Below are 15,534 nucleotides of genomic sequence, written 5' to 3'. Positions count from 1 at the left end.
TTTCCGTATTGCTGAACCCCCCCTATACCTTTCCTATACTCCTTGAAATCTCTGCTGCTGCAGCTTTCACCTTTTCAATAAGCATGGGCAGACGCTCCTCAGTAAAACGGAACCCCGGTACACCAATACTTAAAGCTGCGATTGCTTTGTTGTTGTATCCGATTACAGGTGCTGCAACAGACGCGGTATTTTCCGTCTTCTCACTTTGGCTTACAGCATAGCCATTTCTTTTTATAGTAGACAGCTGATTTAATAGCGTTCTTTCTGCTTCAGAAGAAAGCTTGAGTTGGGCTATCGTTCGCGCGATTTGATCTTCCTCCATATTCGCAAGCATGGTTTTATTCGGGGCCCCAACATGTAAGGGAATGCGAATGCCCAGATTTTCTGCAAGTATAATTTTTAAGGGGCTATCAATTTTTTCAATGACAATCCCGTCTGTGCCGCTTGCTATGTTTAAGTAGATGCTTTCTTCAACTTCACTTGCTAAGCGCTCCATCACAATTCTAGCAACCAGCCTAAAATCGATTTTATCCAGCTGGCGCAGGCCAATTTCCATCCATTTAAACCCTGCCTTATAAAGCCTCGTTTGCGGTACTTGAACAACAAGCCCGTGCTGGATTAAAGATTTGAGTAACCTGTGAAGTGTTCCAAGAGGTAAGGATGTTTCCCGCGCCAATTCAGATATAGGCCATTCGCTTTTGGAGCCTTCTGATGTAAGAAGATCAATAATTAACATGGCTCGGTCGATGGATTGGTTCATGATACTTTGCTTGGCCTCTTTGCTTTCGTTCTCTTTCTTTTAAGCGCGTTTACATCAAAACGCATTTCAAGCTTGTTGACAGCAAATGTAAAAATCAATACCAAAGCGAGGTAGTATAAACCCACCACAATATACGTATTCATTTGTTGAAAATTCGAAGCCGCTTCACTTAGTGCTGAGCCCCATAAATCTTGCATGCCTACATAGGCCACCAGAGAGGAATCTTTTAAGCCAATAATAAACTGGTTGCCTAGCGGGGGGATGGCTACTTTGAACGCCTGTGGCAGAACAATTCTTCTCATCGCTAACGGATAAGGCATGCCCAGAGACCGTGCTGCTTCCATCTGGCCACGGTCAATCGACTGAATCGCCCCGCGAAAAATCTCTGCGATGTATGCCCCGCTATGAACAGCTAACGCTAATGCACCGGCCCAGAATTGCGAAAGGGTAATGACACTAGAAATGCCAAAGTACAGAATAGCAATTTGCACGATGAGCGGTGTTCCTCGTACAATAGTGATATACAAATTCGCAATATAGTTCAGCGGACGGCTATGGGAAAGTCGGAAAAATGCAAAAACAAGTCCGATTCCACTCCCTAAAAGAAGTGACGTTATGGTTAGCTTGAGTGTAAGAAGGACAGCCCCTAGAAAAACACTATAAGTTGATAAGAAAATATCAACCATGTCGATCACCTCTCATCATGTGGACAAAATAGATCGCCGCTAATTGAACATTCGCCTCGTTATTTCTTTTCGCCCAGAATATTGCGGCCGAACCACTTGTTACTTATCTTATCGTAAGTACCATCCTTAATGATTTCGTCCAGTGCTTTATTTAACTTATCCTGGAGTTGTTTGTCCTCTTTCCTTATTGCTATTGCCTGGTTATCATGCGTAAGCGGTTCGCCTACATCTTTGATTTTAGCCTTTCCTTCTTTTATCATACGGAGGCCAACCATCTGATCGGTGATAACGGCATCAAGTCGACCTGTAGGAAGATCCATGAGTGCCGTCAGGTCACTATCATACTCCATTACGTTCGCTTTATCTGTGAATGTCAGGGCTAAATCTTTGTAAGGACTTGCTTTTACTACGCCGATTTTCTTGCCTTTTAAATTCGAAGGGGTTTTTATATCGTTATTGCTGTCGGCCACAAAAATTTCAGAGCCAGAGCGGTAATAGGGGTTTGTAAAGTTTACAACTTTTAAGCGCTCAGGTGTAATCGTCATACTTCCCAGAATGGCGTCATACTTCTTAGCCAGCAATCCCTGAACGATCGTCTCCCAGGGATTTGTTACCGGCGCCGCCTTCATTCCCATCTTATCCGCTAGGGCCTGGCCAATCTCTACATCAAACCCGGCAAGCTGTCCATTCTCCTTGAAGTTAAAGGGTTTGTACAGCCCGCTCATCGCATAATGAAAATCCTGCTGACTCCCATTGGACTCTGTTTTTCCCGCTGAATCCTGTGAGCCACATGCTGCTAAAAGAACAGATCCCGCCAGCATCGTAGTTACTAACAAATCCCACCATTTTTTGTTCATTCTTTTATCCCCCTTGTATCACAGCTAGATTAATTCCCTTCAACACCTGCAAAGAACCAAATGATGTTTCCGGGATGTGGAAACTGTTTCTGTTTTAAGAATATTGTATGAGTCCTATCCACTTTTATTACTATAACGTTGGCAGGGGGGTTAATTGTTCATGCATGTCAATCCCTTTTATGTATGAACTGAATAGAAATGACATAGATATGATTTATATACAATGGTATGAAAGGCAGGAGAAAGGTATATACGGTGTACCACTATGGCAGATCATCTTTGTCGGTATCTTGATGCTTGCTGACTCCAGTTATTATTTCTTTGTGGAAAGACGGATGAAATGAGCATATGCAACTGTTTGCTGTCTGCGTTTGCCCATTTATTCAAACCTAATTTTGTCAGGTTAAATTTACTGCGCCGATAATGCCAGATACGTAAAGAATGCAAACAGCCGTCCTTTGATAAAGGACGGCTGACTGTTCGATTAAGAAAGTTCTCGATGAAGCTAGTTAGTGAACGAATTTTTTTCACTGTCGTTGGAATGGATATAACGATTTCTTCCTGCGCCAAGACCAAACAGCAATAGAAGAATGGACGCGATTTCCAGCATAACAAGAGGAACATTCCAATTGTGCGTTACATCATGTAACAAACCAAAAAGGGTTGGTCCTATCGCAGCCAAAAGATATCCGATGGATTGAGCCATGCCCGATAACGCTGCCGCCTCGTGTGTGTTTTGGGTGCGAAGGGCAAAAAACATCATAGCTAAACTAAAACTTGATCCGACTCCAACACCAATCATGATAAACCACAAAGGTGTCCAAGTAGAATTTCCAGAGGCTATGCCAAATATTCCGAGTAAAAATAGGCCTGCGCTAATAGCAGCCAGCGTTCGTTGACTTGCCATGCGTGCAGCTATTATCGGTACAATAAAAGTCACCGGAAGCACAGCAAACTGCATCAATGACACCATCCATCCTGCGGCGTCAGCACTAAATCCCCGCTGACGAAGAATTTCAGGAAACCACGAAACAATAGTATAGAATAGCAAAGATTGCAACCCCATAAATAACGTTATTTTCCAGGCTAGATTTGAACGCCATAAATGAACGGTTTTCGCCTCTTTCTCGACTTCCCGTGATGCAACTGATTTACGGTGAAAACGCATCTGTGGCAGCCATAACAAGAGAGAAACAACGGTCAGAATACCCCAGCACCCAAGTGCTCCAGACCATCCCATACCCATTGTATGAGCAATAGGAACGCTTATTCCCGAAGCGATTGCCCCACATAAATTCATCGAAACAGAATATGATCCTGTCATAATTCCAACCTTTTTAGGAAACTCTTCTTTAATCAAGCCGGGCAGCAATACATTACATACGGCGATGGATAGACCGAGCAAGACTGTACCCGTCACAAGTGTGCCTACTCCAGATAGAGACCGCAAAATAATGCCAACTGCCAGTAAAGCTAAAGATACAAGCAATACGGGTGCCATCCCAAAACGTTCGGCGATTCTGGGTGCAAACGTTGAAAATACTGCAAAAGCAAGCAAGGGTATCGTCGTTAAGCTGCCTGCCATTGTGTTTGAGATGCCTAGACTATCATGAATAGATCCTACTAGCGGCCCGACTGATGTGAGTGGCGATCGCAGATTTGCCGCAATGAATAGGATACCCAGTACAAGCAGCCACCCTCTTCCTTTCATAGACAATTGTGTAGTAGACTCTGTTTTTCCTTCTGTAATCACTCTTTTTCCTCCATATTCAGTTGCAGTTCTTCCCGAAATTTTTCAATGTATTGGTATACAGCGACAGCTGCTTCATTTGGATCGCTTTCAATGATCGCCTCCACCAGGTTTTGATGGATGCGCTGGTGAAGGTGAAAATCCGAAATAATTTCGATCAAACCATGTACAGACAAAGTTAAAGCATCTGTCATATGTTCGTAGAGGTCCATAAGAACGCTATTGTGAGTGGCTTCGATGATCGATTGATGCAATTTGATGTCATATTCCATGTATGCCCTCTTATCATTAGCTTCCAGGGCCTCATCACAGGCTGATAGATGGGAACGTATCCTTTTGATATCTTCAGATGTGCGACGTATTGCAGCGAGATACGCAGCTTCCCGTTCAAGGGCATGGCGAACATCCAGAGTCTCTAATATATTTGACTGTTTGATACGCCGCTTCAGCGCAGCTCCCAGGGGACTTGCTGAACACACATAAGTTCCATCCCCTTGTTTAGCAGTCAATAGACCCGCGTGAGCCAGCGCTCTTATTGCCTCTCTTAACGTATTCCGGCTTACCCCAAGTGAAGCAACTAATTCCGGTTCAGCTGGGATGCGCATGCCCACAGGCCATTGGCCAGTCTCAATAAGAGATTCAATTTGTGAGGCAACTTGTTCTACCAGCGACAATCGATTCGTTTTATTTAAATACAAATGCATTCCTCCAAACATCGGATGATTGGTTTGTTGGTAGTATAGTTTATGTGTATGAGGATGTAAACTATAAAATTATTTTTTAAATTCTGCTTTTTTACGGAAAACAAAAAGCAGCCGTTCCACAATTAGAGAAGGCTGCTTGGTGATGAATTTAAATTTGGTCCTGATTTTATCTTCAGGTAAGAACGACAATGATTACCTCGGTTTCCTATATAATGGATAGTCAACTTCTGTCGGTATTTCAATCAAAAAAATTCTAAGTTCTTGATTTTTCGCTTGAATGGCCACCTCTGCGCCCTGTCCTGACTGAACGATGATGAAATCTTTGTGTTCAAAACTGTTCGATTGGCTTGTATCTACCAAATAGGAGCCGTCGCCCCTAATGGCTAAACCAGCCAGTGTGCGATTCGGCGAAAGACTATGGCTATACACCGTGCCAGTTGTAATGATGACATCCCACATCTGAGCATCTATGACAATTTGGTTTGGCGAATTTTCGCAATAAACACATTGTTATTAGAAAGTTGAAATTTACGGAAGTAAAGCATAGGCTCCAGGACCAATTAATGCGACACCCAGTGCAACGGCAATCAGCATCAGATTGTATTCATATCCGTTTGCTGTTGCCCAGTACCCATTTTTCCCATGAACAGTAAAGATAGCAACTAGCATGGTGATTATAATAAGAGCAGCTCCAACGGGTGTCAGGAAACCTGTCGCAAATAGTAGGCCCCCTAGCAGTTCACCTGCACCGGCAAGAAATGCCATGAACACTCCCGGTTTTACGCCAATCGATTCCAGCCAACCACCGGTTCCTTTCAATCCGTATCCACCAAACCATCCAAATAGTTTTTGCGTGCCGTGCCCCATAAAACTCAATCCTATAACCAGACGAATAATTAAAAGTCCAAGATTCATCATTTTTACACTCTCCAAATATTATATTTAATTCATATATCCTGAATCCGAGATATATCTGCCAAAAAATTTACGCCGTCGTTTCCTCAATACCCGGGTTATTGAGGAACAATAAAGTTAAAGTTTAAAATTGGTCACTTTAGCAACAGCGCAATATCTTTATTTAATATATCTTGAATTCGAGATAATTATAATATGTTCATTGAATGCTGTCAAGACCATAAATTATTTTTTGCCTATGAAGAGATATGCTGGGTTGAACTCACTCGCATTTTATGCGAGTTTTTTTACGTCAAAGGATGGACATGTCTATTTTTTACTCACCTTCCTTGGTCAGCGGCAAATAAATGGTAACGGTTGTACCTGCCTGCAGGGCGCTTTCGATCTCCAGCCGGCCGCCATGCAGCCTTACCAGTTCTTCACAGATTGCAAGGCCCAGCCCGCTTCCACCCTTAACGCCAGTGTCGGATCCTTTATAAAACTTTTCCGTTACTAGGAGGACTTCTTCCGGCGCAATCCCGCAGCCTGTATCTTGCACGCTAATGCAGACCGTTTCGTCTATCCGGCGCGCGCCTAGGGCAATGGTGCCCCCGCGTTCTGTCCATTTCAGCGCGTTATCAACTAAATTAATGAGAACCTGTTTCAAGCGGTCCCGGTCAGCTACCAGTTCAATGTTTTCCTTTGATTCATCGATTTCAAGCGTAAGCGAAATGCCAAGCCGGCCTGCCCGCGGTGTCATCTGCCGGGCAACATCCGACAGCAGCCCGTGTAATACAAAAGGAACCAGTGACAGGTTTACACGGTGTGCCGACAGGCGAGAAAAATCGAGCAACTCCTCGACAAGCCCGGTTAATCGGTCGGTTTCTGTTTCAATAATATCCAGACCTTCCCGAATTTCATTTTGTTTATCCAGCGGACCTGTCCGAAGGGTTACCGTCCAGCCTTTAATTGATGTAAGAGGTGTGCGGAGTTCATGTGAAATCGATGAAATAAACTCATTTTTCAGCTTATCATGGCGGCTTATTTCCTCGGCCATATGATTTAATGTATCGGCCAGCCGTCCCACCTCGTCCTCATATCGTTTTTGTGCACGCACAGAGAGCTGGCCGCGCGCCATCGTTTCCGCTACTGCCGTCACGTCGGCAAGCGGGGCCGTAATCGTACGGGACAACAGCATGCTGGCTGCCAGTACGGCGGTCAAAAGCCCCGCACCGACACTGCCGAAGAGGAGATAAATACGAGACAGGGTTTGTTCGGTGGGCGTAAGCGAAGAAATAACCCGAACAGCGCCCCGTACACTTGTGCCAGCCAGAATGGGCCGGGATACCGCCATAATCCGATCTTTCGTATATTCCGCAGCACCCATATAGACTCCCGGCCGGCTAGCGAGAGCTTGTGCTATATCAGGCGAATGCTCGCTGCCGCCCAGTGTAAGTCCGGCCGAGTCTTCCACGACTTTTCCGTGGTTGTCGAGCACCTGAATTTGGGATAACACAAACGGGATGTTATAAATGAGTTCAGTCGATCGCTGGTGCAGAGAACCTTCATATAAATAGTTCGCAAAAACGCTCGCGGCCACATTCGCCTGCTGCTTCAGCATAGCTTCCAACTGCGTATAATAGTAATGGCGAACGCCAAGACAAAGAAGGATTTCAATGGTGACTACCGTACTGGCAATGAGTACACCGTAACTGGTGAGAATACGCCTGCGAATCGTCTTCATGTTCTCTCTCCTGGCACAAACTGATAGCCAAGTCCCCATACGGTCAATAAGTAACGCGGAGTGGATGGTGCTTCTTCAATCTTTTCCCGCAGACGGCGCATATGGACATCCACTGTTTTGTAATCGCCGAAATAGTCACATCCCCATACAGCATCCAATAATTCATCCCGGGAAAATACGTGGCCGGGATGGCGCAGAAACCATGTAAGGAGCGCATGCTCTTTCTGCGATAAGCGCAGGAGCGCGCCACTTTTATGGATAGTCCGGGCTGCCGGCTGAAAAACAAACGGCCCCTGGGCAATGATGGGTTCGGCTGCCGGCTGAACGTTGGGGTTTAACCTTCGCAGCACCGCACGCAGGCGGGCAATCAACTCGAGTGGATTAAACGGCTTGGTGATATAATCATCAGCGCCATACTCTAGCCCGGAGATTTTATCAGCATCCTGGCCGCGCGCCGTCAGCATGATAATCGCCGGATTGTATCCGGCTTCGCGGATCGCCTGGCAGAATGAGAAACCGTCCATTCCAGGCAGCATCACATCCAGGATGATGGCTGCTACATCCGGTGTATGTGACAGCAGCTGAAGCCCTTTTTCTGCTGTATCGGCTTCCAGCACGGAAAAACCGGCGCGTGTTAAATTAATACAGATAAACCGCCGGATTGGCTCTTCATCTTCAACCACCAGAATATAGGATTCCACCACTCAACACCCCTTTCTTTCACTTTAAAGGAGAGAGCTTCTGTAAGGCCTGCCTGCTTTTTTCCACCCAGCGCTCCTGCTGCGCTTTATCGTATGGATCTATGGTTTTCTTAGCCATAAGCAGAACCTGATTATAACAAGCGCGTGCCTTTGCATCCTCATGCTGTCCTTGGGCTGCCTTACCCATATAGTAAGCGGCTTCCAATATAGTGGGAAACGCTGCCGGCTGGCCGGCTCCCGGTGTGGTGCGCTTATCTGCGAGAGGCTGAAGTATCTTTTCCGCTTCTTTAAATGAGCCTGTGCCGATGAGGGCAATTCCGCGTACAATCGTAAGGTTCTCAATGTAGGATTGCTGAGCGGGACTCACTTCTTTAGCGGGGAACTCACGCCTTGCCCGATCACACACAGCAAGTGCCTTCTGGTATTCGTCAGCTTTTACATATGCGTCCGCAAGATAATAATAAAGCAGCGGACTTTTCACGCTCTTGCTTTCTTGCCCATTCCCGCTGGATAAGCTTTCATAATAGGAGGCAACTTTTTTAAAGTAGTACGGATATACGTCTTCTGCAGGCACAAACCGCCCATTCTCATAGCGCAGTACGTCCACGATGTAGAAAGTGCCTGTGTCTTTTATCCAGATGCCCAGTTCGCTTTTTCCGTCTCGTTTGCCCACTTTATCAGGCATATCCTCAAGTTCCAGCCGGTTAGCCATCACACTGGCAAGAGGTCTAAGCGTTGGATTTTGCCAGGAATAAGCGACAACAGATTCACCGGCGGATCCACCGACAAAATAACTCACGAGTAATTCTTTCTTGCCATCACCTATCAGATCAGCCTGTGTAAACGAATAAACGCTGGCTGCTTCCCCGGTAAGCTCAAACATTTTTTTCCATTGAGCCCCGATCTTCTTTAACGCAAAAAAACCGCCGTTATAGCCATTGGTTTTGGAGGCAATCGTACAAAGGAGTTCCGGTACACCATCCCCGTCTACGTCAAACTGGCTGACAGCTGGCAGGTTATCCTGATGCTGCCCGGCAATGAGGCGATAACCTGGCGGAATAAACGGCTGGGCAATCTGCTGCCTATCACGATTGCCAGACGCTTGAACATTTGCCTGGGGAGCGGTTACTAATGTTTCAGGTGATGGAAAAAGGCTGCATCCGGATAGTATCAGGCAGGCGGCCATCGCCGCAATTCGCGTTAGGACTGGACTCATGATTTTTTCCCCTCTTTATTCTCTCTATATCATAGCGAATGCAGCGTCTTAAACGGTTACAGAAGGATTACAAGATAAGGATGGCGATTTAATTTAAACGGAGATAGGCTTATTGTAATGCAGTTAGGAAGAAAATGGAATAAAAAGTTATGTAACTTCTTCGTAACTTCTGCTGATTTAAAACCACTTATAGTAAAGCTAAATTCGGAAAGGAAAGAGGGAGTCAAATGAATACGAAATGGAAAATTGCCCTTGGTTCTATTTTGGGTTCTGTTATTATCGGAGGTTCTGTACTGGCGGCGCCTGCGCTAAACTTATTTATTAATGGGGTGCCCTTTGTTGCCAGTCAGCTGGAATTAAAAGTTGAGAACGGCAAAGTATACGCGCCAATTGATCGGATTGCAGCGGAATTTAAAGGAAAGGCCGTGTATAATGCCAGCAAACACGAGGTAAGGGTTACCCTGCCGGAGGCGGCTAATTTACAACACCAGGTGCTGCGGTTTGAAGACGCATTTAGGGCCAGCAAGCCCCAGGATGCGCTCAACACATGGGTAAAAGGGGTGCAAGAGCGCAACGGTTCGCTTCAATATGCCGTGTTCTCCCCTGACTTGCGGGCAAAAACATTAACTCAGTTTAACGAACATTACTGGGTTACGGGTGGCTCCAGCCCGCATATGGGCGCGGTGCATGCTCTTCAAACGAAAGTGGTGGACAGCAAAACCACTCAATATACATTTGATTACGATTTGACTGCGCAGGGAAAAACCATCGGTACAGGCAAAGCCATGGTAACCATTAAGAAAATGTCTACAGAGCGGGGGGAAGGATGGTTTATTACGAACATTCAGCTGAAAAATCCGAGTGACACAGGAATCATGATCGGCGTAGAGAAATTAAACTGACCTGCGACGACATTCGAATCAACATAAACAAATTCCGTACTACGCCTTCAGAAAAATAAGGCTCCCATAATTAACAGGGAGCCTTATGCTGTCGTAGAGTATTACTTCTCTTTCCAATAAACATTCTCCCGTTTATGTTTAATTGCAACGATCCAAACACCCGATTTTTCTTCATTAACCTCAAATACAAGGATGACTTGATAAAGCCCGAGCTTTGCCCAATAACCTTTCAATATGCCGGAAGGTATTTGTTTGGCGGAAAGAGTAGGCATAAAGGACAATCGAGCCTGGGCATCCAGATAAATTTTTTCCTTCACTTCAGGTGGATATGCGAGAATGCCAGCTAACTCATCTAAGGCTGTTTGCGACCAGAATACTTTATAAACTTTGTCCACGCTCAAATTCCCTCATCTTCATGCGAAGATACTCGAGGCCCGCTTCTTGCCCATAAACACGTCCAGCTTCTCGATCTGCGCGGCTTTGTTGGACTTGTCGAATAAGTCCCTCATCTTGAGAAAGTTCTTCTACATTCAATTGTTGGATAGCTGCACGTTCTCGCTTCATGTTTAAAAACCCGATAAAATCAAGAACTTCTGCGGCATCTTGCTCAGGAATTTCGTCAATCATGCGTTTCAATTGTTCGCGGTCCACACTCATACATAACACCGCCTTTCGGTCACTGTTTCCATTATATCACAAAGGAAACAAGTTCTAATCCCCCATAAACGGATTGTATATAACAATAGCAATATACATGTCTTGGCATACTGGGCCGGAATTTCCCATCATTGCCGTGTTTATGTATTCTAGACACAACAGCGCTATGCAAAACACAAATCACCACGGTTTATTGGTTCATGGTTTAGCTGCCATTCGTAGCTGCTGAAAATAACTCATAACCTCGCCGCGTTCCAATTGCTCATTCAAAGCCAGTATTACCAAACAAAGCAATCCTTGTCCACGAACATATTCGTCCACTTGTGTGTTTTCAATAAGACGCTGGATAGGTAATATTTCGCCTTCACAGACGGATGCCAGGATCCTGGCCATACCTTCAGTAATCGTATCGCCAAAAATTTCATCTGGAATTTCATCAGGCAGGCTTAAAATATCTATCAATAAGGGATATAGCTCTTTTACTCGGAATTGTGCTAACAAATAAACGGCATATATATGATTGATAAGGTTCTGATCTTCAATGAACGTTGCAGGATTAGCTCTCACCTCTTCCACAATCTGAATAAGATAAGGAATAGCTTCATCTTTTCTCTCGATAATTTGTTGTAGTTCATTTCGAGGAAATTTTCCATTGTTATATTCAATAGATTCAATTAGATGTTTCATCGGTAGATAGTTCCTTTCTATTCATATGCTATCTATCTAATTCATTCCCATATCGTTACCACGCAACTTGTAGATGTTAAGTTCGGAATGCGCAAAGAAGTGTCATTTTCAATTAATTCCCCATGTTGAACCTTAATCCACTTTCACGATCCCCACAACTTTACTTCTCGGAACGGTTGGGTCGTGTTGGACAACAAAAGCTTTCGTAAAACGGTTTAAATACGTTTCTTCGTGCGACTTCGGCGTTAAAATGATTAGTTTACGTTTTAGTTCCTGCACATACAAATCAAACACTTTTACTTTGCGATTTTCGTCCAGCGCGCTGTCAAATTCGTCAAGAACAATGAATCCCGGTGCGGTTTGAAGATTCTGCAGAAGTGCCAGCGCAAAAAGGAGCGAGCTGAGTGACTCTTCCCTGCCGGACACCCCTTTTCCAACTTTTCCGCCGCGCGCTTTAATGCTGACATCCTCCATCGAACCGCGGTGGCCTTCTTTGCGAGCTTTAATATACAGTTTAAAATGGGTGCGCGCACGCCGGTCCTCATACGATTCCCAGCTAATATCCCCTTCAAATTGAAAATGGCTCATATACGACTTAAACCGCTGCTGCAGCTCAAGCACACGCATGTTGATGGTTGTTTCCAATTGATCCTTTAGCTGTTCCGTGCGTTCGATGTCCTGTTCCAGCAGAATGTTTGTCCGTTTATATTCATTGTCCAGGCGTTCATATTCCTGTTTAACGGTCTCGTAATTTTCAGGTGCGGCCGGATCTATGCCATGTTCCGTCCTCGCCTGGTGCAGTATCACCCGGCCTCTTTCCCGATCGCTCTTCAACTGATGAAGCGAGGCCGATTTATCTAAAGATACATTCGCGATGGTTTCAGAATAAATGTCCGGGATGATGTTATTTAGATCCGTTAATTCTTGTATAACTTGTACAAGTTCTTGATCGGTTGTTTCGATCTGGTCTACATAGTTTTGCTTTTGTCTCGATTTGGACGAAAGGTCATGTTCAGCCATTTCCAGCTCATTCTCTATAGTTCGAAGTTTCCGCTCAGTCTGGCCGACTTTCCTTCCCAGTTCGTCGAGTTCTTCTTCAAGGTTGGACAGCTTAACCTTTCGTTCTCTTAGAAGGGCTTTTTGCTCGCCAGATTGCTTTCGGAGTTCGTTCAATTCTTCATACTTGCCTTTCATCTTGCCATACTCTTCGTATACGGCCGCTTCATCGCGTAATACTTTTTCTAAGTTTTCTTGCTCAACTTGCAGGCGCATCAACTGGTCTTTTTTCGTTTCTAATTGTTTTATTTCATGTTGGATATTTTCTTCGTTCTCAGCTTCTTCTTCCCATTTCTTTTTCCGGAGCACGCGCTCATGTTCATTCGTCATGAACGCTTCCGCTTGCCGAACTTGGTGAATAATGCTATTGAGTTCCTGTAGAGTCTTGGTATCAGCCTGGATTTGCCGGTCTAGTTCAGCGAGCTGCTGAGTGAGCTTATCGATTTGCTGTACCACATCCTGTTTGCGGGCCCTTATTGCCTTTACACTCAAAATAAATCGGTCTTTTTCCTGCGGACCGCGAATGCCCACCGGATCGGTTAAGGTTCCATCTTTAATAGAAAAAGCTCCGTCTTTGAAAAATTGCTCCACCCACCAGAGCGCTTTAATCGCGTGCGGCAGCTCTTTTTCAGGAAGCCCTTCCTTCACCTTTAAATGAAGGGCTGGCAAGCTGTCAATAAGCCGGTCCGGTACGACTTTCATGAGGGGCACATGGTACAGATCGTTTGGTGGATTCACCTCTGTTCCATTGAAAAAAATCGTATATTTGATCGCATTATACAGCCGCTCATCACTTAAACGGGCTGTCTCGTCCAGCTCAATTAATTCACGCAATGGGTAGGCTTTTACTTGATGTGAACGAAAAAATCTCATTGACTCCAACTGGCGGACCGACAAATCACGCCCCTCTTCAAGCAAAGCGAGTTCTTCTTTTAACTCTTCGAGATTTCGGGACCGATTTAATTTACCATCTTTGTTGGCTGCAATTCTTTTATCAAGTGTATCGATCGTTTGTTGTACCGTGTGGCTGCTTTTATACTGTCGCAATCTCTCAAGATGTTCTGCTTCTAATCTTTGATCAGTTGCCACCTTCTCTTTGAGTGTGGCAATGATTTTTACCTTGTCGTGCCACGCCTCTTGCCGCCCATCCAATAAAGATTGCGTGCGCTCAAACTCACTGTTGGTTTTCACCTTTTCATCTAAAAGGTTTTCCAGTGCAGCTTTCACTTCTTCCTCTGTTCTGGTCAGCTGGTTTTTTCTTGACGTGATCGTCTCTAATTCTTTCTCCAGCTCTTCGATTCTGGTTTCAATCTGCTGGATACACCGGCTCATTTCTTTTAAGTTCTGCTCTTCTTCTTCAATCTGTGCTTCCCGTTGGTCCTGCTCACTCTGTAAGGATTGCAGCAATTCCTTTGATTTCTCCTGTAGCCCCTTTTTCAACGCCAGTTGATCTTTCCCCTCATCAATCTCCTGGGCCAGCTGCTCCACAATCTCTTCTATTCTCTCTTTTTCTTTTTTAAAATGAACCTCTAACTGAAGCAACGATTCAATATAGAGTTTTCCGCCGTCATGCAGCCGTTTCTGATTATCAAGAAAACGGTCTAATGCCGTTTTTTTCATGGATAGCTCGGATTTCATGAGTTTTACATTCGTTTCGGCTAACCGGAGCGTTTCCTGTGTCTCTTTTAATTTCTCCGTGCTCTCTTCCCAGTCTCGCTGGATTTTATCAATGCCATGCATTTCACTAAAAATACGGAAACGCTCCTCCGGGTTCATGACCGCAAACTGATTCACTTCTTGCTGATACCAGATCAGATAGAATAGATCCGGGTCGATTTTATATTTATACTGTAGATCTCTCTTGTAAGCTGAAAAATTGTAATAGCGATCCCCAGACGTGTAGGTGTTTGTCTCCTCCCATTCATCCATTTGTTCACCGATTGAAATGGAAAACTCTTTTTTAAGCGGCTGTCCGGGATCCTGGGACATTTTTAAGGTAAACTCAATAAACGCCGGCGCATCAATTCTCATCAGCCCGTCGTTCTTAAAAAGAAAGGAGATGCTTGCTTTCCACGTTTCATCGGCCGCTAAATTGCGGGATTTTAAGCCCTCAACATCGACTTTGGCGGAATATAAGACAGCTCCCATGCAAAAGGTAAGGGTTGACTTGCCTGCCCCATTTGGCCCGGTGATCATCACATGGTTATCTATGCCGGATAAATCTAGTAAGGTAGGGGGATAATCACGGATCCCTGAAAAAGTAAGCCGCCATGGAATCATTCGTCTTCCCCTTTCTGATAAAGATTATAGCGCCGGAAGAATTTCAAAACTTCTTCTTTATTTAATTGATTGGATTGGCTGAATTCCGTTGCACGCCGCAAAAACGAATCCGAAAACATGTGTACGCCTATGGCTGTAAGCTGGTAGGCTTTTTCCTGTGAATCGGTATCATATTCTTCAATGGCGCCAATCTTTTTGAGCGGATCGATATTCAACAAAATGCGTTGATTGGCTTTGGTTGTTTCATGTCCAAAAGCGTTCAACAACTGATCAAACAGGGTAAATTCATGCTGTAATACTTCCTGCTGGTAAAACATATACAAAAGAATCGATAGACTTTCTTTGGTTAACGTACTGCGGGCGGCTCGGGCCGGTACTCTCATTAACGCTACGACTTGATCGCGCCGTTGATCGTAAATCACTTGAAAATAGCGGCTCACAGCTTGATTCACCCGTGCTAAGAAAGAGTCAAATTTATCATTATTGCCCTGAATATGAAGCTGTTTTTCAACTTCTTTTCTGGAAAGGCCAAAGTTTCCTGATCGGATGGAAGCAGAGGACGAGAAAAGTATATGCATAAAGGCCAGCTCCTCTTCCTCTGACAGGATGCCTTTTAACGACTGCATCACATTTAATGGAT

General features: G+C 44.8%; 16 protein-coding genes. 1 reads left to right on the top strand and 15 read right to left on the bottom strand.

The genetic code is table 11. The annotated features are described in order from the left end of the window. Positions 1–22: 22 nt before the first annotated feature. The 10 genes from PP175_RS04175 to PP175_RS04130 form a co-directional block, all read right to left on the bottom strand. Positions 23–760: an IclR family transcriptional regulator gene (locus tag PP175_RS04175; protein ID WP_272441582.1), complete on the bottom strand. Its 738-nt coding sequence runs from the start codon at positions 758–760 to the stop codon at positions 23–25. Next, positions 757–1,446, bottom strand: a complete 690-nt coding sequence (locus tag PP175_RS04170; protein WP_272441581.1) for an amino acid ABC transporter permease — start codon at positions 1,444–1,446, stop codon at positions 757–759. Before PP175_RS04170 ends, PP175_RS04175 begins: the two co-directional genes overlap by 4 nt. Before the next feature lie 59 nt (positions 1,447–1,505). Next, positions 1,506–2,303: an ABC transporter substrate-binding protein gene (locus PP175_RS04165; RefSeq protein ID WP_272441580.1), complete on the bottom strand. Its 798-nt coding sequence runs from the start codon at positions 2,301–2,303 to the stop codon at positions 1,506–1,508. A gap of 505 nt (positions 2,304–2,808) precedes the next feature. Next, entirely contained in the window at positions 2,809–4,014 is a 1,206-nt protein-coding gene (locus tag PP175_RS04160; RefSeq protein ID WP_272443179.1) for a CynX/NimT family MFS transporter, read from the bottom strand. A 38-nt stretch (positions 4,015–4,052) separates the two neighbouring features. Beyond that, the gene (locus PP175_RS04155; protein WP_272441579.1) at positions 4,053–4,751 is read right to left on the bottom strand and encodes a FadR/GntR family transcriptional regulator; all 699 of its coding nucleotides are present in this window, start codon (positions 4,749–4,751) and stop codon (positions 4,053–4,055) included. 198 nt (positions 4,752–4,949) lie between these two features. Further along, positions 4,950–5,216 carry a hypothetical protein gene (locus PP175_RS04150; RefSeq protein ID WP_272441578.1) on the bottom strand — a complete coding sequence of 89 codons (267 nt, stop codon included), beginning with the start codon at positions 5,214–5,216 and terminating at the stop codon, positions 4,950–4,952. A 69-nt stretch (positions 5,217–5,285) separates the two neighbouring features. Next, entirely contained in the window at positions 5,286–5,675 is a 390-nt protein-coding gene (locus tag PP175_RS04145) for a DoxX family protein (protein WP_272441577.1), read from the bottom strand. Positions 5,676–5,988: 313 nt separating this feature from the next. Then, complete coding sequence (locus PP175_RS04140) at positions 5,989–7,395, bottom strand: sensor histidine kinase (RefSeq protein ID WP_272441576.1); 1,407 nt, start codon at positions 7,393–7,395, stop codon at positions 5,989–5,991. After that, a complete protein-coding gene (locus tag PP175_RS04135) occupies positions 7,392–8,099 on the bottom strand; it encodes a response regulator transcription factor (RefSeq protein ID WP_442870418.1) in 708 nt (235 codons plus the stop codon). The genes PP175_RS04140 and PP175_RS04135 overlap by 4 nt, the downstream gene beginning before the upstream one ends. A gap of 16 nt (positions 8,100–8,115) precedes the next feature. After that, the gene (locus PP175_RS04130; protein WP_272441574.1) at positions 8,116–9,312 is read right to left on the bottom strand and encodes a hypothetical protein; all 1,197 of its coding nucleotides are present in this window, start codon (positions 9,310–9,312) and stop codon (positions 8,116–8,118) included. Positions 9,313–9,539: 227 nt separating this feature from the next. Here PP175_RS04130 and PP175_RS04125 point away from each other — a divergent pair, with 227 nt between their 5' ends. Next, on the top strand, positions 9,540–10,214 hold the full coding sequence (locus PP175_RS04125) for a hypothetical protein (RefSeq protein ID WP_272441573.1): 675 nt from the start codon (positions 9,540–9,542) through the stop codon (positions 10,212–10,214). 101 nt (positions 10,215–10,315) lie between these two features. Here the strand turns inward: PP175_RS04125 and PP175_RS04120 are convergent, their stop codons facing one another. The 5 genes from PP175_RS04120 to PP175_RS04100 all read right to left on the bottom strand — a co-directional run bounded on the left by PP175_RS04120 (position 10,316) and on the right by PP175_RS04100 (position 15,520). Next, positions 10,316–10,609: a type II toxin-antitoxin system RelE family toxin gene (locus PP175_RS04120; protein WP_272441572.1), complete on the bottom strand. Its 294-nt coding sequence runs from the start codon at positions 10,607–10,609 to the stop codon at positions 10,316–10,318. Continuing rightward, a complete protein-coding gene (locus PP175_RS04115) occupies positions 10,593–10,871 on the bottom strand; it encodes a hypothetical protein (RefSeq protein WP_272441571.1) in 279 nt (92 codons plus the stop codon). The genes PP175_RS04120 and PP175_RS04115 overlap by 17 nt, the downstream gene beginning before the upstream one ends. Before the next feature lie 198 nt (positions 10,872–11,069). Beyond that, positions 11,070–11,558, bottom strand: coding sequence for a DUF1186 domain-containing protein (locus tag PP175_RS04110; RefSeq protein WP_272441570.1), 489 nt, complete (start codon positions 11,556–11,558; stop codon positions 11,070–11,072). A 132-nt stretch (positions 11,559–11,690) separates the two neighbouring features. Continuing rightward, positions 11,691–14,894 (bottom strand): AAA family ATPase, encoded by a 3,204-nt coding sequence (locus tag PP175_RS04105; protein WP_272441569.1) that lies wholly within the window; start codon positions 14,892–14,894, stop codon positions 11,691–11,693. Next, positions 14,891–15,520: a hypothetical protein gene (locus PP175_RS04100; RefSeq protein ID WP_272443178.1), complete on the bottom strand. Its 630-nt coding sequence runs from the start codon at positions 15,518–15,520 to the stop codon at positions 14,891–14,893. The genes PP175_RS04105 and PP175_RS04100 overlap by 4 nt, the downstream gene beginning before the upstream one ends. Positions 15,521–15,534: the final 14 nt, after the last annotated feature.

This window comes from Aneurinibacillus sp. Ricciae_BoGa-3 (genome assembly GCF_028421645.1).
Taxonomy (GTDB): Bacteria; Bacillota; Bacilli; order Aneurinibacillales; family Aneurinibacillaceae; genus Aneurinibacillus_B.
The sequence above is the reverse complement of the archived record's forward strand: the minus strand, read 5'-3'. Positions and strand labels throughout refer to the sequence as shown.